The organism is Pseudomonas antarctica (assembly GCF_900624995.1).
In the GTDB taxonomy this organism is placed as follows: domain Bacteria; phylum Pseudomonadota; class Gammaproteobacteria; order Pseudomonadales; family Pseudomonadaceae; genus Aquipseudomonas; species Aquipseudomonas antarctica.
This window is the reverse complement of record NZ_UYXQ01000058.1, coordinates 1-23,596: the sequence shown is the minus strand read 5'-3', so window position 1 is coordinate 23,596 and position 23,596 is coordinate 1. Positions and strand designations below refer to the sequence as shown.

The 23,596-nt window shown below is 59.4% G+C and carries 18 protein-coding genes and 1 pseudogene; 12 read left to right on the top strand and 7 right to left on the bottom strand.

The window, feature by feature from the left end:
• Window positions 1-191: 191 nt before the first annotated feature.
• The 8 genes and pseudogenes from tig (at window position 192) to E0F99_RS20610 (ending at window position 10,302) form a co-directional block, all read left to right on the top strand.
• Complete coding sequence (tig, locus tag E0F99_RS20650) at window positions 192-1,502, top strand: trigger factor (protein ID WP_083357883.1); 1,311 nt, start codon at window positions 192-194, stop codon at window positions 1,500-1,502.
• 91 nt (window positions 1,503-1,593) lie between these two features.
• Window positions 1,594-2,229, top strand: a complete 636-nt coding sequence (gene clpP / locus E0F99_RS20645) for an ATP-dependent Clp endopeptidase proteolytic subunit ClpP (RefSeq protein WP_083357884.1) — start codon at window positions 1,594-1,596, stop codon at window positions 2,227-2,229.
• A gap of 112 nt (window positions 2,230-2,341) precedes the next feature.
• Entirely contained in the window at window positions 2,342-3,625 is a 1,284-nt protein-coding gene (gene clpX / locus E0F99_RS20640; RefSeq protein ID WP_083357885.1) for an ATP-dependent Clp protease ATP-binding subunit ClpX, read from the top strand.
• A gap of 188 nt (window positions 3,626-3,813) precedes the next feature.
• Window positions 3,814-6,210 carry an endopeptidase La gene (lon, locus tag E0F99_RS20635; RefSeq protein WP_083357886.1) on the top strand — a complete coding sequence of 799 codons (2,397 nt, stop codon included), beginning with the start codon at window positions 3,814-3,816 and terminating at the stop codon, window positions 6,208-6,210.
• 133 nt (window positions 6,211-6,343) lie between these two features.
• Window positions 6,344-6,631 (top strand): HU family DNA-binding protein, encoded by a 288-nt coding sequence (locus E0F99_RS20630; RefSeq protein ID WP_221034285.1) that lies wholly within the window; start codon window positions 6,344-6,346, stop codon window positions 6,629-6,631.
• A gap of 231 nt (window positions 6,632-6,862) precedes the next feature.
• A complete protein-coding gene (locus E0F99_RS20625) occupies window positions 6,863-8,737 on the top strand; it encodes a SurA N-terminal domain-containing protein (RefSeq protein WP_083357887.1) in 1,875 nt (624 codons plus the stop codon).
• A 174-nt stretch (window positions 8,738-8,911) separates the two neighbouring features.
• Window positions 8,912-9,406, top strand: a pseudogene (locus E0F99_RS20615) (LysR substrate-binding domain-containing protein); the annotation flags it as partial.
• Window positions 9,407-9,495: 89 nt separating this feature from the next.
• Entirely contained in the window at window positions 9,496-10,302 is an 807-nt protein-coding gene (locus tag E0F99_RS20610; RefSeq protein WP_083357888.1) for a DUF2242 domain-containing protein, read from the top strand.
• Between the two features lies 1 nt (window position 10,303).
• Here the strand turns inward: E0F99_RS20610 and aceE are convergent, their stop codons facing one another.
• Window positions 10,304-12,964 (bottom strand): pyruvate dehydrogenase (acetyl-transferring), homodimeric type, encoded by a 2,661-nt coding sequence (gene aceE / locus E0F99_RS20605; RefSeq protein ID WP_083357889.1) that lies wholly within the window; start codon window positions 12,962-12,964, stop codon window positions 10,304-10,306.
• 144 nt (window positions 12,965-13,108) lie between these two features.
• Between aceE and E0F99_RS20600 the strand changes: the two genes are divergently transcribed.
• Complete coding sequence (locus tag E0F99_RS20600) at window positions 13,109-13,579, top strand: MarR family winged helix-turn-helix transcriptional regulator (protein ID WP_083357890.1); 471 nt, start codon at window positions 13,109-13,111, stop codon at window positions 13,577-13,579.
• 13 nt (window positions 13,580-13,592) lie between these two features.
• Here E0F99_RS20600 and E0F99_RS20595 read toward each other — a convergent pair whose 3' ends face one another.
• From E0F99_RS20595 to E0F99_RS20585, 3 genes are all read right to left on the bottom strand, one after another.
• Entirely contained in the window at window positions 13,593-14,597 is a 1,005-nt protein-coding gene (locus E0F99_RS20595; protein ID WP_083357891.1) for a transketolase-like TK C-terminal-containing protein, read from the bottom strand.
• A gap of 326 nt (window positions 14,598-14,923) precedes the next feature.
• Entirely contained in the window at window positions 14,924-15,958 is a 1,035-nt protein-coding gene (locus E0F99_RS20590) for an AraC family transcriptional regulator (protein ID WP_130908897.1), read from the bottom strand.
• Between the two features lie 4 nt (window positions 15,959-15,962).
• Window positions 15,963-17,093, bottom strand: coding sequence for a carbon-nitrogen hydrolase family protein (locus E0F99_RS20585; RefSeq protein WP_083357893.1), 1,131 nt, complete (start codon window positions 17,091-17,093; stop codon window positions 15,963-15,965).
• Between the two features lie 212 nt (window positions 17,094-17,305).
• Here E0F99_RS20585 and E0F99_RS20580 point away from each other — a divergent pair, with 212 nt between their 5' ends.
• Both E0F99_RS20580 and E0F99_RS20575 read left to right on the top strand, forming a co-directional pair.
• On the top strand, window positions 17,306-19,345 hold the full coding sequence (locus tag E0F99_RS20580) for an NADPH-dependent 2,4-dienoyl-CoA reductase (protein ID WP_083357894.1): 2,040 nt from the start codon (window positions 17,306-17,308) through the stop codon (window positions 19,343-19,345).
• A 58-nt stretch (window positions 19,346-19,403) separates the two neighbouring features.
• Entirely contained in the window at window positions 19,404-20,294 is an 891-nt protein-coding gene (locus tag E0F99_RS20575; protein ID WP_083357895.1) for a 1-aminocyclopropane-1-carboxylate deaminase/D-cysteine desulfhydrase, read from the top strand.
• Here E0F99_RS20575 and E0F99_RS20570 read toward each other — a convergent pair.
• From E0F99_RS20570 to E0F99_RS20560, 3 genes are all read right to left on the bottom strand, one after another.
• Window positions 20,291-20,836: a cytochrome b gene (locus E0F99_RS20570; protein WP_083357896.1), complete on the bottom strand. Its 546-nt coding sequence runs from the start codon at window positions 20,834-20,836 to the stop codon at window positions 20,291-20,293. The genes E0F99_RS20575 and E0F99_RS20570 overlap by 4 nt on opposite strands.
• 113 nt (window positions 20,837-20,949) lie before the next feature.
• Window positions 20,950-21,777, bottom strand: coding sequence for a phosphonoacetaldehyde hydrolase (gene phnX / locus E0F99_RS20565; RefSeq protein ID WP_083357897.1), 828 nt, complete (start codon window positions 21,775-21,777; stop codon window positions 20,950-20,952).
• Window positions 21,778-21,805: 28 nt separating this feature from the next.
• The gene (locus E0F99_RS20560; RefSeq protein ID WP_083357898.1) at window positions 21,806-22,915 is read right to left on the bottom strand and encodes a 2-aminoethylphosphonate--pyruvate transaminase; all 1,110 of its coding nucleotides are present in this window, start codon (window positions 22,913-22,915) and stop codon (window positions 21,806-21,808) included.
• Window positions 22,916-23,025: 110 nt separating this feature from the next.
• Between E0F99_RS20560 and E0F99_RS20555 the strand changes: the two genes are divergently transcribed.
• On the top strand, window positions 23,026-23,596 hold a 571-nt coding region (locus tag E0F99_RS20555; RefSeq protein WP_130908896.1), incomplete at its 3' end, for a LysR family transcriptional regulator.

Genomic DNA, 23,596 nt, shown 5'->3' with positions numbered 1-23,596 from the left:
AGAGCCTTGGCAAGATGAGGTTTATTTGCTTACGGGATGATGTGCATGTTTGCACTTTGACCTATAAATGGCCTGCTTGTTTTCTACCCGTTTTCAGTAGGGTGACTTCTTGAGTTTGACCCACTAGAATGCATGCCCTTGATTCTGGGGTCGGAAACGGCCGGCTAACGTCTGTGCAACGAGGAATATCCATGCAAGTTTCTGTTGAAAATACTACTGCTATCGAGCGCCGCCTGAGCATCACCGTGCCGGCAGAGCGTATTGAGACTGCGGTCAACAAGCGTCTGCAGCAGACTGCCCAAAAGGCCAAGATCGCTGGTTTCCGTCCAGGCAAAGTGCCGATGAGTGAAATCAAGCGTCGTTTTGGTGCCGATGCGCGTCAGGAAGCTGTAGGCGACGTGATCCAGGCTTCGTTCTACGAAGCGGTTGTCGAGCACAAGCTGAACCCGGCTGGCTCGCCTTCGATCGAGCCTAAGTCCCTGGAAGCAGGCAAAGACCTGGAATACGTCGCTACTTTCGAAGTGTTCCCGGAATTCACCGTTGCCGGTTTCGACGACATCGCGGTAGAGCGCCTGAGCGCTGACGTGGCTGATGCCGACCTGGACAACATGCTGGAAGTCCTGCGCAAGCAGAACACGCGTTTCGAAGTGGCCGATCGTGCTGCCCAGAGCGAAGACCAGTTGAACATCGATTTCGTTGGCAAGGTTGACGGCGAAGTATTCGCTGGCGGCTCCGCTAAGGGTACTCAGCTGGTGCTGGGTTCCAACCGCATGATCCCTGGCTTCGAAGACGGCCTGGTTGGCGCCAAAGCCGGCGAAGAACGCGTTCTGAACCTGACGTTCCCGGCTGACTACCAGAACCTGGACCTGGCCGGCAAGGCCGCCGAGTTCACCGTGACGGTCAACAGTGTCTCCGAGCCTAAGCTGCCAGAACTGAACGAAGAATTCTTCGCTCAATTCGGCATCAAGGAAACCGGTATCGAAGGCTTCCGCACCGAAGTTCGCAAGAACATGGAGCGTGAGCTGCGTCAAGCCATCAAGTCCAAGGTTAAGAATCAGGTTATGGACGGTCTGCTGGCTGCCAACCCGATCGAAGTGCCTAAGGCTCTGCTGTCCAACGAAGTGGATCGCCTGCGCGTGCAAGCGGTTCAGCAGTTTGGTGGCAACATCAAGCCTGACCAACTGCCGGCCGAGCTGTTCGAAGAGCAAGCCAAGCGTCGCGTTGTGCTGGGTTTGGTCGTGGCTGAAGTGGTCAAGCAATTCGACCTCAAGCCTGACGAAGATCGCGTTCGCGAAATGATCCAGGAAATGGCTTCGGCCTACCAAGAGCCTGAGCAGGTTGTGGCTTGGTACTACAAGAACGACCAGCAGCTGAACGAAGTACGTTCGGTTGTGCTGGAAGAACAAGTTGTGGATACTGTTCTGCAGAAGGCTAAGGTGACCGACAAAGCGGTCTCTTACGAAGAAGCAGTCAAACCGGCGGAAGCAGCACAAGCCGACTGATTGTCCAACTCGTTCGAAATACAACCATAAGCCAGCCTCGCGCTGGCTTATGCGTTTTCAAGACATGACTATTTGGGAGTAACTGCAGAGCATGTTCCGTAATTCCTATATTCAGCAGAACTCTGATATCCAGGCCGCTGGCGGCCTGGTCCCGATGGTTGTCGAGCAATCTGCTCGTGGCGAACGCGCCTATGACATCTACTCGCGCCTGCTCAAGGAACGAGTGATCTTTCTGGTCGGCCCTGTAGAGGACTACATGGCCAACCTGATCTGCGCGCAACTGCTGTTCCTTGAAGCGGAAAACCCGGACAAGGACATCCATCTTTACATTAACTCCCCGGGCGGTTCGGTAACGGCTGGCATGTCGATCTACGACACCATGCAGTTTATCAAGCCAAACGTGTCGACCACCTGTATCGGTCAGGCGTGCAGCATGGGTGCGTTCCTGCTCACCGCGGGTGCCGAGGGCAAGCGTTACTGCCTGCCTAACTCGCGCGTGATGATTCACCAGCCGCTGGGCGGTTTCCAGGGTCAGGCGTCGGATATCGAAATTCACGCCAAGGAAATCCTGTTTATTCGTGAGCGCCTCAACACGTTGATGGCCAAGCACAGCGGGCACACCCTGGAAGAAATCGAACGCGATACCAATCGTGACAACTTCATGAGTGCAGAAGCAGCGCGCGCCTATGGGTTGATCGATGCAGTGATCGAAAAGCGCCCCGCTTAATATAAGCACCTCAAAATAGGGCTGGTCGGCATGTCCGACCACCGGCGGGCTTGAAAAAGCCCGCATAAGCCTTCATCTTGTGTTGCAAGCCTATCGGATTTGGATCGAACGAATGACTGACACCCGCAACGGCGAGGACAACGGCAAGCTGCTCTATTGCTCCTTCTGCGGCAAAAGCCAGCATGAAGTACGCAAATTGATTGCCGGCCCCTCGGTGTTTATCTGCGACGAGTGCGTCGACCTGTGCAATGACATCATCCGCGAGGAGGTGCAGGAAGCCCAGGCCGAGAGCAGCGCGCATAAATTGCCTTCGCCTAAAGAAATCAGCGGCATCCTTGATCAGTATGTGATTGGTCAAGAGCGTGCAAAGAAGGTTCTGGCCGTAGCGGTGTACAACCACTACAAGCGCTTGAACCAGCGTGACAAAAAAGGTGACGAAGTAGAGCTCGGCAAGAGCAACATCTTGCTGATCGGTCCTACAGGCTCGGGTAAAACCTTGCTTGCAGAAACCCTCGCTCGCCTACTGAACGTTCCGTTCACTATCGCTGACGCCACCACCCTCACCGAGGCTGGTTATGTCGGTGAAGACGTCGAGAACATCATTCAGAAACTGCTGCAGAAGTGCGATTACGACGTAGAGAAGGCCCAGATGGGTATTGTCTACATCGACGAAATCGACAAGATTTCGCGCAAGTCCGACAACCCGTCGATCACCCGGGACGTTTCCGGCGAAGGCGTGCAGCAGGCCCTGTTGAAGCTGATCGAAGGCACGGTTGCTTCTGTACCGCCACAAGGCGGCCGCAAGCACCCGCAGCAGGAATTCCTTCAGGTTGATACGCGCAACATCCTGTTCATCTGTGGCGGTGCATTCTCCGGTCTGGAGAAGGTTATTCAGCAGCGTTCCACGCGTGGCGGCATCGGTTTTGGTGCGGAAGTGCGCAGCAAGGAAGAAGGCAAGAAGGTGGGCGAGTCCCTGCGTGAAGTCGAGCCTGACGATTTGGTCAAATTCGGTCTGATCCCGGAATTCGTTGGCCGTCTGCCGGTTCTGGCCACGTTGGACGAGCTGGATGAGGCTGCTTTGATTCAGATCCTCACCGAGCCGAAAAACGCCCTGACCAAGCAATACGCCAAATTGTTCGAGATGGAAGGTGTAGACCTCGAGTTCCGTACCGATGCACTCAAATCAGTGGCCAAGCGGGCACTGGAGCGCAAGACCGGTGCGCGTGGTTTGCGCTCGATCCTCGAAGGCGTGTTGCTCGACACCATGTATGAAATCCCCTCGCAGTCCGAGGTGAGTAAAGTGGTGATCGACGAAAGCGTTATCGAAGGCAAGTCCAAGCCGCTGTATATCTACGAAAACAGTGAGCCGACTGCCAAGGCTGCACCAGACGCGTAAGCGTTTAGCTGTCGCACTACAAGCAAGGGGCCTTTCGGGGCCCCTTCTTTTTTAACGGCGTTTTTTCAAACGGGTTTTTATTTCGCGTTTATTCATGCGTTTAAGTGCTGGCATTGAGCTTGTTTTTTTTGCATGCAGCCCCCATCTTGTTTTCAAGCTTACTTTTCAACTGTCATAGAGGCGAAATCATGAAGACAACCATCGAATTGCCTCTCCTGCCGTTGCGTGATGTCGTCGTCTATCCGCACATGGTTATCCCGCTGTTCGTGGGGCGCGAGAAGTCTATCGAAGCCCTCGAGGCCGCGATGACGGGCGACAAGCAGATCCTGCTGTTGGCCCAGAAGAATCCAGCTGATGATGATCCAGGCGAAGAAGCCCTGTATCGGGTCGGTACCATTGCTACTGTCCTGCAATTGCTCAAGCTGCCCGACGGCACCGTCAAGGTGTTGGTGGAAGGCGAGCAGCGTGGCGCGGTGGAACGTTTCATGGAGGTGGATGGCCACCTGCGCGCCGAAGTCGCACTGATCGACGAAGTCGAAGCCCCTGAGCGCGAATCTGAAGTATTTGTGCGCAGCCTGCTCTCGCAATTCGAGCAGTATGTGCAGTTGGGCAAGAAAGTCCCGGCTGAAGTCCTGTCATCTCTCAATAGCATTGATGAGCCGAGTCGCCTGGTCGATACCATGGCTGCGCACATGGCGCTGAAAATCGAGCAGAAGCAAGACATCCTTGAAATCATCGACCTGTCGGCCCGTGTCGAACACGTGTTGGCACTGCTGGATGGCGAGATCGACCTGCTACAGGTTGAGAAGCGTATCCGTGGTCGAGTGAAGAAACAAATGGAGCGCAGTCAGCGCGAGTACTACCTGAATGAGCAGATGAAGGCCATTCAGAAAGAACTCGGCGACAGCGAGGAAGGCCACAACGAAATCGAAGAGCTGAAGAAGCGCATCGATGCCGCCGGCCTGCCGAAAGACGCCCTGACGAAGGCTACCGCTGAGCTGAACAAGCTCAAGCAAATGTCGCCGATGTCGGCCGAAGCCACCGTGGTTCGCTCCTACATCGATTGGCTGGTGCAGGTGCCGTGGAAGGCCCAGACCAAAGTGCGCCTGGACTTGGCTCGTGCCGAAGATATCCTTGATGCCGACCACTACGGCCTCGAAGAAGTCAAAGAGCGCATCCTCGAATACCTCGCCGTGCAGAAGCGCGTGAAGAAAATTCGTGGCCCGGTACTGTGCTTGGTCGGTCCTCCAGGTGTCGGTAAAACGTCCCTGGCGGAGTCTATCGCCAGCGCCACTAACCGTAAATTTGTGCGAATGGCCCTCGGTGGTGTGCGTGATGAAGCGGAAATTCGTGGTCATCGCCGGACTTACATCGGATCGATGCCAGGAAGATTGATTCAAAAGATGACAAAGGTGGGGGTGCGCAACCCGCTGTTCCTGCTCGATGAAATCGACAAGATGGGCAGTGACATGCGTGGCGATCCGGCCTCGGCGTTGCTTGAAGTGCTCGACCCTGAGCAGAACCATAATTTCAACGACCATTACCTGGAAGTCGACTACGACTTGTCCGACGTAATGTTCCTGTGCACCTCCAACTCCATGAACATTCCACCCGCCTTGTTGGATCGGATGGAGGTGATTCGTCTGCCCGGTTACACCGAAGACGAGAAGATTAACATTGCCGTCAAATACCTCGCGCCCAAGCAGATTTCGGCCAATGGCCTGAAAAAAAGCGAGATCGAATTTGAGGTCGAAGCGATCCGTGACATCGTGCGCTACTACACTCGCGAGGCTGGTGTACGTGGGCTCGAGCGGCAAATCGCGAAGATTTGCCGCAAGGCCGTCAAAGAGCACTCACTGGAAAAACGCTTCTCGGTGAAGGTGGGTGCTGACGCCTTGGAACACTTCTTGGGGGTGAAAAAATTCCGTTATGGCCTGGCTGAACAGCAGGACCAGGTAGGGCAGGTGACTGGCCTGGCATGGACCCAGGTGGGCGGCGAATTACTGACCATCGAGGCTGCGGTAATTCCGGGCAAAGGCCAATTGATCAAGACCGGTTCTTTGGGCGATGTGATGGTCGAATCGATCACCGCCGCGCAGACTGTGGTGCGCAGCCGCGCCAAGAGCCTGGGGATCCCCCTGGACTTCCACGAGAAGCATGACACTCACATCCATATGCCGGAAGGGGCTACCCCGAAAGACGGCCCTAGCGCTGGCGTAGGCATGTGCACGGCCTTGGTGTCGGCATTGACTGGCATTCCTGTGCGAGCCGATGTAGCAATGACCGGTGAAATTACCCTGCGTGGTCAGGTATTGGCCATCGGTGGCCTGAAAGAGAAATTGCTCGCAGCACATCGAGGCGGAATCAAGACGGTGATCATTCCAGAAGAGAATGTTCGCGACTTGAAGGAGATTCCTGACAACATCAAGCAGGATCTTCAGATTAAACCGGTTAAATGGATTGACGAGGTCCTGCAAATTGCGCTGCAATACGCGCCGGAGCCCTTGCCGGATGTGGCTCCGGAGATTGTCGCGAAGGATGAAAAACGCGAGTCTGATTCCAAGGAAAGAATTAGCACGCATTAATGCGATTAAGCCGGATGGCTTCCTTGACAGCTTTTTAGAGCCCTTGTTATAAAGCGGCTCTTAAGTGTCTGTAGGCTATCCAGCACTGGTTTTTGCTTTCACCAAAAAACTTAGAATCATACTCAATAGATATATAAGGGGACTTAGAGTGAACAAGTCGGAACTGATTGATGCTATCGCCGCATCCGCTGATATCCCGAAAGCTGCTGCTGGCCGTGCGCTGGACGCAGTAATCGAATCCGTCACTGGCGCTCTGAAGGCCGGCGACTCCGTAGTGCTGGTAGGCTTCGGTACTTTCTCTGTGACGGACCGCCCAGCTCGCACTGGCCGTAACCCACAGACTGGCAAAGCACTGCAAATCGCTGCTGCCAAAAAACCAGGTTTCAAAGCCGGTAAGGCCCTGAAAGAAGCCGTTAACTAAGCTTCGCTCAAGCCTTACCTACCCGGGTCAGACGCAGGTCTGGCCTGGCAGCGGAGCGGCAGCTGGCCCAAGTATCCATCGGGTCGCCACGCCGGGGGTATGGGTTCAAACCCCCGTCCGCTCCGCCAGTTACGAGAAGGCGCATCCTCGGATGCGCCTTTCTTCTATCCGGACTCTACCCACGCTCCACGGTTGCCTAATTCTTGAAGATCAACCGTTTCTGGGGGACGCATGCTGCAGAATATCAGGGACAATTCACAAGGCTGGATTGCCAAAACTATTATCGGGATCATCGTCGCATTGATGGCGTTCACCGGTATCGAGGCTATTTTTCAGGCTTCGACCAACAACAAGCAGGACGTGGCCAAGGTTAACGGTGAAGAGATCACCCAAACCGAATTGAGCCAGGCCGTCGACATGCAACGTCGCCAGCTGATGCAACAGCTGGGCAAGGATTTCGATGCTTCTTTGCTGGACGAAAAACTGCTGCGCGATGCGGCCCTCAAAGGGCTGATTGATCGCAAACTGTTGCTGCAAGGTGCTGCTGATTCGAAGTTCGGCTTCTCGGAAGCGGCGCTCGATCAGGTGATCCTGCAGACGCCGGAGTTCCAAGTGGACGGCAAGTTCAGCGCCGAACGCTTTGATCAGGTGATCCGTCAACTGGGCTATAGCCGTATGCAATTCCGTCAGATGCTGACCCAGGAAATGCTGATCGGCCAGGTTCGCGCAGGTCTCGCCGGCAGCGGTTTCGTCACCGACGCCGAGGTACTGGCATTCGCCCGTCTGGAAAAACAGACCCGCGATTTCGCCACCGTCAACATCAAGGCCAACCCTGCGGCGGTGAAGCTCACCGACGACGAGGTCAAGGCTTACTACGAGCAGCACGCCAAAGAGTTCATGACCCCGGACCAGGTGGTCATCAACTATCTGGAACTGAAGAAGTCGTCCTTCTTCGACCAGGTTACCGTCAAGGACGATGAACTGCAGGCTGCCTATCAGAAAGAAACCGCCAACCTCGCTGAGCAGCGTCGGGCGGCGCACATTCTGATTGAAGTCAACGACAAGACTACCGACGCGCAAGCCAAGGCCAAGATCGAAGAAATCCAGGCACGCCTGGCCAAGGGTGAGAAGTTCGAAGCCCTGGCCAAGGAATTCTCCCAGGATCCAGGCTCGGCCAATAATGGCGGCGACCTTGGTTTTGCCGGCCCTGGCGTCTACGATCCGGACTTCGAAACGGCCCTGTACGCGTTGAACAAAGACCAGGTTTCGGCTCCGGTACGCACCACCTTCGGTTGGCACTTGATCAAGCTGTTGGGCGTTGAAGCACCCCAAGTGCCATCGTTTGCCAGCCTGAAAGACAAGCTGACCCGTGAGTTGAAGACCCAGCAGGTTGAGCAGCGCTTTGTCGACGCCTCCAAGCAATTGGAAGATGCGGCCTTCGAAGCGTCCGACCTGGCTCAGCCGGCGTCTGACCTGAAGCTGACCGTGCACACCTCGGCGCCGTTCGGCCGTGAGGGTGGCGAAGGCGTAACGGCAAATCGCGCCGTGGTCACCGCAGCGTTCAGCCCGGAAGTACTGGATGAGGGTGCCAACAGCACCGCCATTGAGCTGGACCCTGAAACCATCATCGTGCTGCGTGCGAAAGAGCATCTGAAGCCGACGCAACTGCCACTGGAAAGCGTCTCTGCCGCGATCCGTGCGCAGATGACCAAGGAGCGCGCCAGCGCGGCGGCCAAGGCGCACGCTGACGAGTTGATCGCCAGCCTGCGCGATGGCAAGACCCCGTTGAACCAGCCGATCGATGGCCAGGCCTGGAAAGTCACTGAAGCGGCTACCCGTAGCCAGGAATCGATTGACCCTGCCGTGCTGCAAGCCCTGTTCCGCATGCCTAAGCCTGCGGCCAAGGACAAGCCGACCTTCACCACGGTGACCCTGGCTGACGGTAGCCTGGTAATCGTGCGCTTGAACGGCGTTAACGAAGCCGCTGCGCCAACGGACGAAGAAAAGGCGCAATACCGCCGCTTCCTCGCTTCGCGTATTGGCCAGCAAGACTTCGCGGCTTACCGCAAGCAGTTGGAAACCAAGGCTGACATTAAGAAGTTCTGATGTTGGTTTGAAATAAAAAGCCCCCGGCCTGAAAAGACCGGGGTTTTTTTTAGCTGCGATTTAGGCTGCCAGCCAGGGCCAACAGCATCAGCAGAACAACCGCCCACGGGAAGCTTGCGACGCCACAGCCTTGCAGCAACACCCCTGCGACCAAGCCGCCGCCGGCGATACCCAGGTTTCGACGCGGTCATTCGCACCGGCAAGCCGCAAGATTCGCGTTTGATGGCGCGTCACCTGGGGCATTTCCAACTGGTGTTGGTCGGCACCCCGGAATGCTTCAGCCAATATGGCACCCCTCAACAGCCCCAGGACTTGAGCGGCCACGCCTGCCTGCGGCATAAGTTCTGTACCACCGGCAAGCTGGAACCCTGGCCGTTGCGCAACATACCCGGCTCAATTGAGGCTACCTTGCGCGCACCGCTGGTCAGTACCACCATCGAATCCCTCAACCATGTGGTGCACGAAGGGTTGGGCATTGCCTGCCTGCCGGACTTCATGGTCAATCAGGCCGTGCGTGAAGGGCGCTTGCAAAGGGTGTTGGACGACCCTCTCGACCACCGTGGAAGCTTTTGGATGTTATGGCCAGCAAGTCGCCATGCTTCGGCCAAATTGCGCGTGTTTATTGACCATATGTGTGCCGGGCTTTTTCCGGCAGGCACCGTCCTGTAGGCTTGTGACGTTTTACCGACAGGAATGCGCGCGCCAAGGCCTCGTTCTGTTGCACAATACCGCCCTGACTGTTTTCCTCAGGATTTTCGATGTCGACATCATTTCACGTGCGTAGCCTCGGGTTGGCGCTGGTGCTGGCGGGCGCCGCGGGCTGCTCGTCACCCAAGACCGCTATTTATGAACATGAGAGTTTCGACGACTCCGGTACGTTCTCCCGTGATTACCCGGTCAGCGATGTGGCGGCCTGTGAAGCGGCGCGGCGTGCGTTGTTGAGCCAGGGTTACATCATCACCAGCAGCGATCCGAAGCTGGTCGTGGGTAACAAGAGCTTCCAGCAGACGGGCGAGACCCATCTGCAGATCAGCTTCAACGTAGTGTGTGCCGATGATGGCAAAGGCAATAACCACTCGACGATGTTTGCCAACGCCTTGCAGGATCGCTACGCGCTGAAGAAGGTCAACAACTCCGCAAGCCTGGGGGTGGGCGTGTTGGGCTCGGTGTCGATGCCGATTGGCTCTACCGATGACTCGATGGTCAAAGTGGCGAGCGAGACGGTCTCGGCGCCGAAGTTTTACGATCGTTACTTTGCGTTGGTGGAGGTGTTCCTGCCGCAGGAAGTGAAGAAGGCAGCGCATATTCCCGAGAAGCCCAAGGCGGACCTCGGTGTGCCAGAACCCAAAGCGGCGCCGGTAGCGGAAAAGGTCGAGGCACCCAAGACAGAACCGGCAGCGCCTGCCGCTTCGGAGCCGCTGGCACCGCCGACTGAGACAGCGCCGATTGCTCCGCAGGCCGAGCCCGAGCCCGAGCCGACGCCGACGCCGACGCCAACGCCAACCAATACGACCTTGCCGGCACCGACAGAGTCAATTGCGCCTCTGCCAGCGCCCGCGCCGTAACTCACACCGCTACGGGGTTCGCCTTGTCGACGTTAATCCCGTAGCGGCTGATTGCCTCACTGATTTTGTCACGGCCGATCAGCCCATCGTCAGCTAATGCTTTCAGCGCCGCCAGCGCGATGAAGTGGCGATCCACCTCAAAGAATTCGCGCAAGGTTTCCCGGGTATCCGATTGCCCAAAGCCATCTGTGCCCAGAGCCACGAAGCGGCGGCCGTGGACGCAGGGGCGAATCTGGTCGGCGAATAACTTCATGTAGTCCGTCGCCACCACCACCGGCCCGGTCTGCCCGACGAGGCTTTCTTCTACGTAACTCACGCGTGGCTCACTGTCTGGGTGCAGCAGGTTCCAGCGCTCCACCGCCTGCCCGTCACGGCGCAGCTCGGTCAGGCTGGTGACGCTCCACACATCGCTGTGGATAGCGAAGTCTTTTTCGAGCAATGCAGCGGCGGCGATCACTTCTCGCAGGATCGAACCGCTGCCCATCAATTGCACCTGCGCGTGCGGGTGGTTGCTCAGTCGATACATGCCTTTGAGAATCCCATCCTCAACGCCTGCGGGCATCGCCGGGTGTGGGTAATTTTCGTTAAGCAGAGTGATGTAGTAGTAAATATCCTCCTGCTCGACATACATGCGCCGCATGCCCTCACGAATGATCACCGCCAGCTCGTAGGCAAACGTTGGGTCATACGACACACAGCACGGGATCACCGACGACAGGATGTGGCTGTGGCCGTCGTCATGCTGCAAGCCTTCGCCCATCAACGTGGTGCGCCCGGCTGTAGCGCCGAGCAGGAACCCGCGTGCGCGCGCATCACCCGCCGCCCACGCCAGGTCGCCGACGCGCTGGAAGCCAAACATCGAGTAGAAAATGTAGAACGGCACGGTCATCAGGCCGTGGTTACTGTAGGACGTACTCGCCGCGATCCACGAGGAAATGGCGCCGGATTCATTCAGGCCTTCCTGCATGATCTGCCCGTCCTTGCTCTCCTTGTAGTAGCTCAGTTGCCCGGCATCCTGCGGGGTGTAGAGCTGGCCCACAGCAGAGTGGATGCCGATCTGACGGAACAGGCTTTCCATGCCGAAGGTGCGCGACTCATCCGGCACGATGGGTACGATCAGCTTGGCCAGGTGCGCATCCTTGAGCAGCGTGCCGAGGATGCGCACGAACGCCATAGTCGTAGAGATGGCGCGGTCGCCGGTGTCTTTGAGCTGGTTTGCAAACGCGCTCAGTTCGGGGATCTGCAAAGAGTCGACGGCACTGTGGCGCACGGGTACGTAGCCGCCCAAGGCCTGACGGCGGGCGGCGAAGTAGCGCGCTTCTTCGCTGTCGGCAGCCGGCTTTAGGTAAGGGATGTCGTCGAGCTGATCGTCGGCCACTTCCAACCCGAAGCGGTCGCGGAAGGCTTTTACCGCGTCGGCGCCCATCTTTTTCAACTGGTGGTTGATGTTCTGGCCTTCACCGGCTTCACCCATGCCAAAGCCCTTGACGGTCTTGGCCAGGATTACCGTGGGCTGGTCCTTGTGACGCACAGCGGCTGCGTAGGCGTTGTAGACCTTGTCCGGGTCATGACCGCCGCGTGAGAGTTTCCAGATTTCGGCGTCGGACATGTCCGCAACCAGCGCCAGTAACTCGGTGTATTTGCCGAAGAAATGTTCGCGCACATAGGCGCCGTTCTGCGATTTGTAGTTTTGATAGTCGCCGTCCACGCATTCCATCATGCGTTGGCGCAGCAGGCCGCTGTGGTCCTTTTCCAGCAGTGCGTCCCAGCCACCGCCCCAGATCACCTTGATCACATTCCAACCGGCGGCGCGGTACAGGCTTTCGAACTCCTGGATCACTTTGGCATTGCCGCGCACCGGGCCGTCCAGGCGTTGCAGGTTGCAGTTGACCACGAAGATCAGGTTGTCGAGTTTCTCGCGGCCGGCCATGGAGATGGCGGCGAGAGATTCCGGCTGGTCCATCTCGCCATCACCGAGAAATGCCCACACTTTGCGGCCCTGGTGCTGCTTGAGGTGGCGAAATTCCAGGTACCGCATAAAGCGCGCCTGGTAGGCGGCGGTGATCGGTCCGAGTCCCATGGACACCGTAGGAAATTGCCAGAAGTCCGGCATCAGCCGTGGGTGCGGGTAGGAGGACAAACCTTCGCCGCCGGCTTCACGACGGAAGTTGTCCAACTGCGCTTCGCTGATGCGGCCTTCAAGGTAGGCGCGGCCGTAGATGCCCGGGGAGGAGTGGCCTTGGATGTACACCAGGTCGCCGTCGAACGTGTCGGTACGGCCACGGAAAAAGTGGTCAAAGCCTACGTCATACAGCACGGCGGCTGATGCATAGGTCGCGATATGCCCACCGACACCGGAATGTTTGCCCGCACGCAGCACCATGGCCATGGCGTTCCAGCGGATAAACGCATTGGTGCACCGCTCAATGGCCAGGTTGCCGGGGTAGGGCAGTTGGCGCTCGACCGCAATGGTATTGACGTAGGGGGTGGTCACCCGCCCGTAGAAGTCGCCATGGCGCGCAACGTCGAAATCCAGCAACTGATCAATCAGGTAGTGGGCGCGCGGGCGGCCTTCGGTGGACAGCACCGATTCGATGGACTCCAGCCACTCGCGGGTTTCCTGTGGATCGTCGTCCAGTATCACTGCGTTATTGGGGGTCATGTGAGGCTCCAGGTGGGCGGATTTCAAGCGGCGAGCTCCTTGTGGGAGCAGTGCCAATGTAGTTGCAATTGCAACTACATGCCTGAATCTAGCGCGAGATGAGCTACTATTGCAACCTTCTTGAAATTCCCCGGATGGTGTTGCATGTCGTCGAAAGAGCCTGATGTATGGTTTCGTTTTGTCAGGGCCCACAGGACGGTCATCCGTGAGATCGAGCGCCGCTTGGCTGAGGCGGACCTGCCGCCTTACGCTTGGTATGACGCGCTGTGGGGCCTGGAGAGTGGCCCCGACGGCACGCGCCGTATGCACGAATTGGCCGACGTGCTGGCGATCGAGCGCTACAACCTGACACGCCTGGTGGACCGCCTGGAAAAGGACGGCCTGGTCGTGCGTTCGCGTTCTGACGGCGACGGTCGGGCAGCGTTTGTCTCGATCACCGACGCCGGCCGGGTGTTGCGTAAAAAGATGTGGAAAATCTACGAAAGTACAGTGGATGAGTTGTTCCTGTCGCACATCGAGCCCGAGCAGCGCCAGCTGTTTGCCGATACGTTGGAGCGTACGGCGGGGTTGGCCGTGGAGGCGGGTGTGCAGGTTCGAACGCGACGCAAGACCTGAGATGCATTCCAGTTCATTTGAGTGAGTATCTCGTCATCGCTGTTTGCACCTGCTGTGCATCGACACGCCCTTCATCCGCCAACGCCCTTAACGCTGATACCACAATCCAATAACGGCTCGGCGCAGATGCCTGCACCGAGCCTGCGCCCAGCGCCACAAATGGCGCGCCTACATACGGCGCCAACTGATCAACAATCGGCTGCGGATAACCGGTGACAGCAATCACCGGCGCCGTACTCCCGGCCAGACATTCACGCAAATGGCAGCTGTGTTCGACGGCCATGGGATGCAGCCGATTCCAGCACGCAGCGGCCGCGGCCTCGCGGGCCAGTCGTGTGTAGCTGGGGCAACTCCACACCTCTGCCATGACGTTCCAGTCCTGCTCCAGCAGGTGCGCAGCGTGTGCTACCTCGCCTAATGCGCGCCCCGCGCCGAGCAATCGCACATCTCCCACATGACCACGCCGGGTCGGGTACATGCCCTTGAGTACGTCCTCACGGCCCTGCGTATCCAGCGTCACGGTGCTCTCCTGATCATGCAGCGCCAGGTAATAAAAACCCGGCTGGCCGTCGACATACAACGTGCGCAACCCGGCCAGCACAATCGCGCGGGCTTCCTCGCCCGAGGCCGGATCATACGGCGTGCAACGTGGGTGGGTAGCCAGCCAGAGCGGCAGGGACGGTTGCGCGCCCTTGGGCCAAGGCGACGGCTGGCTTTCGATGTCGTTGCAAAGAATGCCGCGTTGCGCGGTCGCGTCCGACAACGCACACAATTGCGCCGACGACGCTGCGCTGTGCAGGTAAAGCAGCGGTTTTTCGTCGGTATTACGCGCGAACCAGGTGGGCCAGCTACCCACGCGTCGGCTGCGTGATTGGCCGCGAATAACCCAGGCTTGCCGGCTGAATTCCAGGGTATTGGCCATGGTCATCACGGTGTACAACGGCGAACTGCGCGAGGGTTCGGCAGCGTTCAGTGCGTCAATACACAGCTGCGCAGCATTTGCGGTAGAGGCGAGCATGGGTAGAAACTCCAGGCAACAGAACGTCGTACCCTAATGGAAATATGGTTGCATATGCAATGATTGCAATTGCACCTCAAGCGCCGAGTGCTAAATCAACGCTGCGCTGCTACGTTTAATCTGCAAGTGCAGGAACGTCATGACGCTGACATTTTTTCGTCATCACGGCACTTTAGGCTGGCAGCGCAGGTCATTAATTGGCAGCTGCTTTAAACCCACAAGGAGTCAACCATGGACGATTACCAAGAAGAACTGCTGGAGTACCACGCGTTTGAATTGGATCCGCTGGATCCGGTCGATGACGCCACCGAGCTGTAATACTGACTTCAGGCGGAATGCCGCTGACTGCGGCGAAATTCCCCTGGGGTCTGGTTGTTCCAGCGCCTGAACGCCCGTTGAAAGGCTTGGGCTGAGGCAAAACCGAGCAAGTAGGCGATCTCGCCGAACGCCAGTTCCGTATCGCGAATGTAGGTCATGGCCAGGTCGCGGCGGGTATCGTTGAGAATCGCGCGAAACTGAGTACCTTCCTCGGCCAGTTTGCGGCGCAGCGTCCAGGTCGGCAGCTTCAAGCGTGCCGCCACTTCTTCCAGGTCGGGTTCCCGGCCGCCATTGAGCATCGGCCCCAGCAAACGGGTAATGCGCTCGCGCAGGCTGCGGGTGCGGGTCAACTGTTCCAACTCGTGTTCACACAACTTCAACAACAGCTGCCAGGTACTCGGGCAATGCTGCGGGTTACGCAGTGCCAACGTCTGTTGGCTGAGGCGCAATTGATTGGCCTCGGCGCCGAAGTGCACCGGGTTGTCGCCCAGTACGCTGTACTGCTCGCTGTACTCGGGGGCTTGGAATTCGATGTCGATGCGCTGCGCTTGCAGCGGTTGCTGAGCCAGGCTGGACAATTGCTGCAACCAGCCGGCGATAATCGAATCCACCACGAAGCGGTTATAGGCGTTGTACGGGCTGATGGAGTAGAACCGCAGCCACGCACCTTCGGCATCCTCGTGAAAACTCGATTGGCCGCGATAGTTGGAGCCGTACAGCGCTTCAAAACGCGTCAGCGTACGCGCGGCTTCACGCACGTTGGGCGCTTGTGCGGCGGTAACACCCGCAAGCCCGGCCTGGCTTAAACGGCGGAGCTGGCCCATGCGCAGGCCCAGGCTCGGGTCGCCGGTCAGTTGGATGGCCGCGTGGCCCAGGCGCATATAGCGTGGGATCGACAAGCGCGCGCCGGCTTCAGCCAAGCGCGCCGCGTCCAGGCCGTATTGCAGCAGCAACGGTTGCGGGTCCAGGCCGTGGCTTTCAATAGCGTCCGCCAGGGTGTGCACGAAGCCCACCGATAGATCGCCAAGGCGCACCGGCTTCAAGGCGCTACAGCCAGATATTCAGCAGCCGCGCGCCACGGGCGCCGCTGTCTGCATTGACTTGCCCGTTGCGGCTGAGAAAGCTGTGCCCAGCCGTGCCTAAATCCCAGAATTGCCCGCGCAGGAATACGCTCATGCCCGCCGTTGCCTTACTAATCGGCTGTTGGCTGATCAGGGTGAGACGGTGCCAGGCTTCACCTTCGCTGAGCTCTTCGGGTTTGAGGCTGATTTCGGGCGGGGTTGAAACGCTTTTGAAACCGCGCCATGGGCGGTCCCAGGTCTCGCGGCCGGTCACAAACGCCGGCACGGCGACCAATTGCGCGCCTTGCTCGTTGAGTTTGCGGTAGTTGTCCGGGTACCAGCTGTCGCTGCCGATCAGGATGCCCAGGCGCCCGGCCGGGGTGTCGACCACGCTGACAATGTTTTCGTCACCCGGCTTGATAAAGCCACGCTCATCGTAGATCGGATAGAACTGGCGCTGTGGCTGGCCCACCGGCAAGCCGTCGGCACCAAACACCAGGCTGGCGTTGTACAGCGCGCCATGGCCAATGTGCAGTTGCCCCTGTTCGACACTCGGGTTCGGCAGGGCAATGGAGCCGGCCACCAGCGTCACGCCAAATTCTTTGGCCAGGCCGCCGAACAGTACCTGATAGTCGCGGGCCATGGTGGGTGCTTTCATACGCAGGTATGCGTCGTCCATGCGGTCATCGCCCTTGGCGCTGATCCATGCACGCGCGAACTGCAGTGGGTTACTCGCCGACAGCCAGTTCATTGCATCCTTCAAATGCACCGCCTGGTACAGCTCGTTTTTTTCGCCGCTGAGCATTAGCCAGGTGCCGATATGTTCCGGCAGCACCACGATGGTTTTTTCATTGATCAGCCCCTGGTCCCGGGCCTTTTGCAGGTAGGCCGCAAGCTTCAGGTGCAGGCGTTCCAGGCTCTGGTAGTCGGCGGGGAACAGCTCCGGCTGGATGCCCAGCAAGTTGCCGCGATCGGCAGGCTCGCCTTCGTTGACGGCCAAGGTAATGCGCAGGTCCGACAGGTAATGCGCCACAGGGCGCTCCTGGGTCCAGACCAGATAGGCAGAAACGGCGGCAACCAGGGCCATGACGAGGGTGAAGGCTAGAAGTTTACGCATGGGGTAACAGACAACAGACCGTGTGCTGGGTTCGCCGACTAGGGTAGGGCCCATGCACCGGCTTGCCAAGGGGCGCTGTGCATTTGGATCAATAACTTGTCAGTTTCAGTCATTGAGCGGTCGTCCATCGCCTCTTAGTCTGTGTGACATAAACCGATGGCAGGCCATTCGAGCCTTCCACGTCCCGTGATGATCCGTTGTGGAGCTGTACCATGACCGCTGCTGCCTACCCGCACCTGCTGGCCCCGTTGGACCTGGGTTTTACCACGTTGCGCAACCGCACCCTGATGGGGTCGATGCACACGGGCCTGGAAGAAAAACCCGGCGGCTTCGAACGCATGGCCGCGTATTTTGCTGAGCGCGCCCGTGGCGGTGTCGGCCTGATGGTCACCGGCGGCATTGGCCCGAACGACGAGGGCGGCGTGTACGCCGGTGCAGCCAAGCTGACCACCGACGAAGAGGCGCAGAAACACAAGATCGTCACCCAGGCCGTACACGAAGCCGGCGGCAAGATCTGCATGCAGATCCTTCACGCCGGCCGTTATGCCTACAGCCCCAAGCAAGTCGCACCGAGCGCGATCCAGGCACCGATCAACCCGTTCAAGCCCAAGGCGCTGGACGAGGAAGGGATCGAGAAGCAGATCCAGGATTTTGTCACGTGCTCGCTGCTGGCCCAGGTCGCCGAGTACGACGGCGTGGAAATCATGGGCTCCGAAGGCTATTTCATTAACCAGTTCCTCGCCGCCCACACCAATCACCGCACTGACCGATGGGGTGGCAGCTACGAAAACCGTATGCGCCTGGCGGTAGAAATCGTGCGCCGCGTGCGCGAAGCGGTAGGCCCGAACTTCATCATTATCTTCCGCCTGTCGATGCTCGACCTGGTCGAAGGCGGCAGCACTTGGGAAGAGATTGTGCAATTGGCCAAGGCCATTGAGCAGGCTGGTGCGAGCATTATCAACACCGGTATCGGCTGGCACGAAGCGCGCATCCCGACCATCGCCACCAAAGTGCCGCGTGGCGCGTTCAGCAAAGTCACCGCCAAGCTGCGCGGTGCGGTGCAGATTCCGCTGATCACCACCAACCGCATCAACACCCCGGAAATTGCCGAGCAGATCCTCGCCGAAGGCGATGCCGACATGGTCTCGATGGCGCGCCCGTTCCTCGCTGATCCGGAGTTCGTCAACAAGGCCGCGGCCGGCCGCGCGGATGAAATCAACACCTGCATCGGCTGCAACCAGGCCTGCCTGGACCACACGTTTGGCGGTAAGCTGACTACCTGCCTGGTCAACCCGCGGGCTTGCTACGAAACCGAGCTGAATTACCTGCCGGTCAAGCAGACCAAGAAAATCGCCGTGGTCGGCGCCGGCCCGGCAGGCCTGGCGGCGGCTACTGTGGCGGCGGAGCGCGGCCACCAGGTGACCTTGTTCGACTCCGCCAGCGAGATCGGCGGCCAGTTCAACATCGCCAAGCGCGTACCGGGCAAGGAAGAGTTCTTCGAAACCCTGCGCTACTTCAAGCGCAAATTGCAGACCACCCACGTCGAGCTGTGCCTCAACACCCGCGTGGATGTTGCGCAACTGGCGGCGGGCGGTTACGACGAAATCATCCTGGCGACCGGCATTGCGCCGCGTACCCCGGCCATCCCGGGTATCGACAACGCCAAGGTGCTGAGCTACCTGGACGTGATTCTTGAGCGCAAGCCGGTGGGCAAACGCGTGGCTGTGATCGGCGCTGGCGGCATCGGTTTCGATGTGTCCGAGTTCCTCGTGCACGAAGGTGTTTCCACCAGCCTGGACCGCGATGCGTTCTGGAAAGAGTGGGGCATCGACACGCAACTGCAAGCCCGTGGTGGCGTGGCCGGCATCAAGCCTGCGCCCCATGCGCCTGCGCGTGAGGTGTTCCTGCTGCAACGCAAGACCTCCAAGGTCGGCGATGGCCTGGGCAAGACCACCGGTTGGATTCACCGCACGGGCCTGAAGAACAAGCGGGTACAGATGCTCAACAGCGTCGACTACTTGAAGATCGATGACGAAGGTTTGCATATCCGCATCGGCGCCGAGGGTGAGCCTCAGGTGCTCGCGGTGGACAACATCGTCATCTGCGCAGGGCAAGACCCGCTGCGCGAACTGCAGGATGGCCTGGTTGCAGCCGGCCAGAACGTGCACCTGATCGGCGGCGCCGATGTGGCGGCCGAGCTGGATGCCAAGCGCGCCATCAACCAGGGCTCGCGTCTGGCTGCCGAGCTGTAAGGCAGCGAAACGGGGCGGTGGTAGACTACCGCCCCGTTTTTTATTCAGATGCTTTCCGATGGGTCCTTTCGACTGGCTCCCCCACGCTCCACTTGAACCCTTACCGCTGGATTGGCTGAACGGGGTTGAGTTGGCCGTGCTGCGGCTGGACCGTATCGACCCACTGATCAGCGGCAACAAGTGGTTCAAACTCACCCAGCACCTGGCCGACGCGCAACAGGCGGGTGCCGATGGGATCATCAGCCTGGGTGGCGCTCACTCCAACCATCTGCACGCGCTGGCGGCGGCTGGCAAGCGTTTTGATTTCCCCACCGTCGGCCTGTTGCGCGGCCATCCTCAAGACACACCCACCACGCTTGACCTTAAAGCCTTCGGTATGCAGCTGCACTGGCTGGGTTATGGCGGTTATCGCGCGCGTCATGACGCCGGTTTCTGGCTGCCGTGGCGCGAACAGTATCCCCATCTCTATCCCGTGCCTGAAGGCGGCGGTGGACGGGCTGGTGCAATGGGGTGCGGGGTGCTGGTCGGGCAGGTGCGCGAACAGATGAACTCGCTCGGTTGGGCTGATTACGACGCGTGGTGGTTGGCAGTGGGTACCGGCACCACACTGGCCGGGTTGGCGCTGGCAGAGGCGGGCGTGCATCCGGTGTTCGGCGCCTTGGCGGTGCCGGATGATCACGGCGTTGCGCAGAACGTGCAGGCCATCGTGCAGGACGGCTATGAGCTTCTGGACGCGAGCCGAGGCGGCTTCGCCAAGGTCGACCCGTTACTGCTCAACTTTATCCAGGCAACGGAACAGGCATGCGGCCTGCTGCTGGAGCCGCTTTACACCGGCAAGGCCTTGCTGGCGTTGAAGCAACAGATCGAGGCCGGACGCTTCGCGCCCGCCACGCGCTTGATCTTCGTGCATACCGGCGGCCTGCAAGGCCGCCGGAGCAGAGAGGGCTAGCGCTTGGGCATCATGCGTAACACGGTGTTATCGCGCATGAAGTAATGGTGGTACAGGCCGGCCACGGCATGCAAGCCGATCAGCCAGTAACCGATGGCGCCTCCCAGCTCGTGCCATTCTTTGATCTGCTTGGACAGGTCTTTGTTTTCGCCAATCAAGGGCGGCAACTCGATCCCGTAAAACATCACGGAATGGCCCTGGGCACTCACGATCAGCCAGCCGAAAATCGGCATGCCGATCATGAACACGTACAACGCTACATGCATCAGTGTCGCCAGCAACGCCTGCCATTTCGGCGGCGCCGGCAGGATCTTTGGCGCGACGCCCAGGCTGCGGGCAAACAGGCGCAGCCACACCAGCACAAACACGGTGAGGCCGAACATGAAGTGCATTTCCACAATCAACGTACGTCCGCCACTGCCTTTGGGGAAGACCCCGCGAAACTCAATGCAGGCGTAAACCACCGCCAGCAGCACCACCATCAACCAGTGCAATGCAATCGACATGCTGCTGTAGCGCGTATCGGAATTTTTCCACGGCATCGCTTTCTTCCTCACTCATCAGGGCATACCTCCGTTCTAGGTGACGGAGTTCCTTAACTGTATGCCGGTTTTGAGCGGTTTGCCTGGCGTAAGTGTTGGTGTTTTGACCTCGATCAGTGGCTTTGCGGCATTTCACCGCGGGCCAGGCGCTGGTTGATGTCCGTGATGACGGCGGGCAGGTCGTTGAGGGTGTCGATCAGGTAGTGCGGGCGCGAGCCTTCGAAGCTCTTTTCGATGCGCTTGCGCTCGCTGTTCAGGGTGCTGGCGTCCAGTGCACGAAATTGCTCGTAGGTCAGGCCCAGGGCATTGCCCGAGCAGGTGAGAGCGACGGTCCACATTCCGGCGCGGCGTCCTTCGAGGATGCCCGGCACGGTGTCATCGACCTTCACACACGCCGCCACATCGTCAATGCCCAAGGCGATCACGTTGGCCAGGGCCTGGGCCGGCCATGGGCGGCCGTTGGGTACTTCGTCGGTGGCGACCACGTGGTCGGCGATGTAGCCATTGGTGGCTGCCAGGGCGACCACCTTGTCCATGACTTGCTTGGGGTAGCCGGAGCAGGAGCCGATCTTGATGCCTTGCACACGCAGCCGAGCAATGGTGTCGAGGGCCCCGGGGATCAGCGCCGAGTGTTCGGCGATTTTCTCGATCTGCAACGGCATGAAGCGCTGGTAGATGGCAGTGACGTCGTCGTCCGTCGGCATGCGGCCGAAGGCCTTGCGGTAGCGCTCGGCCACCTGCGGTTGATTGCAGAGTGTGCGGATATGGTCCCACTTGCCCATGCCCATCGGGCCACGGGCTTCTTCGATGGAGACGTGTACGTCGAAATCGGCGAAGGCTTCGACAAAAATCTGTGTGGGGGCGAAGGAGCCGAAGTCGACCACGGTGCCGGCCCAGTCGAGGATAACCGCCTGGAGGGTGTTGGGGGTTTGATAGTTCATGGTTCAGATCCTGTGGGTAATGGGGGCATCAAACGTCCAACACGTGCATGGCTTGCAGCACCTCAGCGATCGCCTTGACCGCTGCGCGCATGCCGGGGGCATCGACGTGGCCGATGCAGCCCACGCGAAAGGTTTCCACTTGGGTCAGCTTGCCAGGGTACAGAATGAAACCTTTGGCCTTGACCCGCTCATAGAAGTCCTTGAACTGGTAGCGCGGGTCTTGCGGGGCGTGGAAGGTGACGATGATCGGGGCCTGGATCGCCGCCGGCAGAAAACTGCGCAGGCCCAGTTCGGCCATGCCGTCCAGCAGTGCCTGGCAGTTGCGGGCGTAGCGTTGATGGCGCGCGGGCAGGCCGCCTTCTTCTTGATATTGCACCAGCGCTTCATGCAGGGCGGCGACCACGTGAGTCGGCGGGGTGAAGCGCCATTGGCCGGTCTTGGCCATATAGCTGTGCTGGTCGAACAGGTCCATTGCCAGGGAGTGGCAGTTGCCCTGTGCGACGGCCAGTGCCTGCTTGTTAGCGAAGACGAAACCCATGCCCGGCACGCCTTCCAGGCATTTGCCGGAGGCGGCGATCAGCGCGTCGAACGGCACTTTGCGAGCGTCGATCGCCAAGGCGCCGAAGGAGCTCATGGCGTCGATGATCAGGCGCTTGCCATGGTTTTTCACCACGTCGGCGATCTGCGGCAGCGGGTTGAGGATGCCGGTGCTGGTTTCGCAGTGGATCAGCGCCACGTGGGTAATAGCCGGGTCGGCGTGCAGCAGGCGGTCCACATCGGCGGCGGCGGTGGGTTCATCTTCGGCGGTTTCGAAGGTGCTGAAGTCGCGGCCGAGCACGTCGCAAATCCTGGCCAGGCGCTTGCCGTAGGCGCCGTTGATCAGCACCAGCACCTTGCCGTCACGCGGGACCAGCGTGCCGATGGCCGCTTCGACCGCGAAGGTGCCGCTGCCTTGCAACGGTACACAATCATGGCTGTCGCTGGCGTTGAGAATCGCCAGCAGTTGCTCGCAGACACTGGCGGTGAGTTGGTTGAAGCGCTCGTCCCATGAACCCCAATCCACCATCATCGCCTGGCGCGTGCCGGCGGACGTGGTCAGTGGGCCGGGTGTGAGTAGGATCGGCGCTGTGGCGGTCATCTGAGGTCCTCGCGGGCATTGGGTTAAATCTAAGGCGCCTAAATTGCAGTTTGGCTTGTCATCAATCAAATTGTTTGTTGTTATGCAAGCTATCAGTGAGGCCGATAGCTATGAATTTGTTCCAACTGCGTGCATTCGATGCGGTGGCCCGCGAGGGCAGCTTTACCCGAGCGGCAGCGCGGCTGTTTATCAGCCAGCCGGCCGTGACCGGGCATATCAAGGCTTTGGAGGAGCACTACCAGATCCCGCTGTTGCGCCGCACAGCCCGGCGCGTTGAGCTGACCGAGGAGGGCACACGCCTGGCGGCGATCACCCGGGCGATCTTCGGCCTGGTGGACGAGGCGCAGACGCTGCTGGAGGCCAATCGCCAGTTGCTCACCGGGCGCCTGGAAGTCGCGGCGGACGGCCCGCACCTGGTAATGCCGATGATCGCCAACCTGCGCGCCCGCTATCCTGGCATTACTGTCAACTTGCGGCTGGGCAATGCCCAGGAAACCCTGGCGGCGTTGTTGTCCGAGCACGCGGATGTGGCGGTGCTCACCGAGGTGCAGCCGCGCAACGGCCTGCACCTGCAACCGCTGCGTGAGTCGCGTATCTGCGCGTTGGTGCCGGCCGGCCCTCCATGGGCGCGGTGGCCCAAGGGCATTCGGCGGGATCAGTGGACGGACGTGATCATGGTGT

Bases quoted from the DNA above. Each gene is read 5' to 3' on its own strand.
- tig (WP_083357883.1), top strand. From the start codon at position 192: ATGCAAGTTTCTGTTGAAAATACTACTGCTATCGAGCGCCGCCTGAGC.
- clpP (WP_083357884.1), top strand. From the start codon at position 1,594: ATGTTCCGTAATTCCTATATTCAGCAGAACTCTGATATCCAGGCCGCT.
- clpX (WP_083357885.1), top strand. From the start codon at position 2,342: ATGACTGACACCCGCAACGGCGAGGACAACGGCAAGCTGCTCTATTGC.
- lon (WP_083357886.1), top strand. From the start codon at position 3,814: ATGAAGACAACCATCGAATTGCCTCTCCTGCCGTTGCGTGATGTCGTC.
- E0F99_RS20625 (WP_083357887.1), top strand. From the start codon at position 6,863: ATGCTGCAGAATATCAGGGACAATTCACAAGGCTGGATTGCCAAAACT.
- E0F99_RS20610 (WP_083357888.1), top strand. From the start codon at position 9,496: ATGTCGACATCATTTCACGTGCGTAGCCTCGGGTTGGCGCTGGTGCTG.
- aceE (WP_083357889.1), bottom strand. From the start codon at position 12,964: ATGACCCCCAATAACGCAGTGATACTGGACGACGATCCACAGGAAACC.
- E0F99_RS20600 (WP_083357890.1), top strand. From the start codon at position 13,109: ATGTCGTCGAAAGAGCCTGATGTATGGTTTCGTTTTGTCAGGGCCCAC.
- E0F99_RS20595 (WP_083357891.1), bottom strand. From the start codon at position 14,597: ATGCTCGCCTCTACCGCAAATGCTGCGCAGCTGTGTATTGACGCACTG.
- E0F99_RS20585 (WP_083357893.1), bottom strand. From the start codon at position 17,093: ATGCGTAAACTTCTAGCCTTCACCCTCGTCATGGCCCTGGTTGCCGCC.
- E0F99_RS20580 (WP_083357894.1), top strand. From the start codon at position 17,306: ATGACCGCTGCTGCCTACCCGCACCTGCTGGCCCCGTTGGACCTGGGT.
- E0F99_RS20575 (WP_083357895.1), top strand. From the start codon at position 19,404: ATGGGTCCTTTCGACTGGCTCCCCCACGCTCCACTTGAACCCTTACCG.
- E0F99_RS20570 (WP_083357896.1), bottom strand. From the start codon at position 20,836: ATGCCGTGGAAAAATTCCGATACGCGCTACAGCAGCATGTCGATTGCA.
- phnX (WP_083357897.1), bottom strand. From the start codon at position 21,777: ATGAACTATCAAACCCCCAACACCCTCCAGGCGGTTATCCTCGACTGG.
- E0F99_RS20560 (WP_083357898.1), bottom strand. From the start codon at position 22,915: ATGACCGCCACAGCGCCGATCCTACTCACACCCGGCCCACTGACCACG.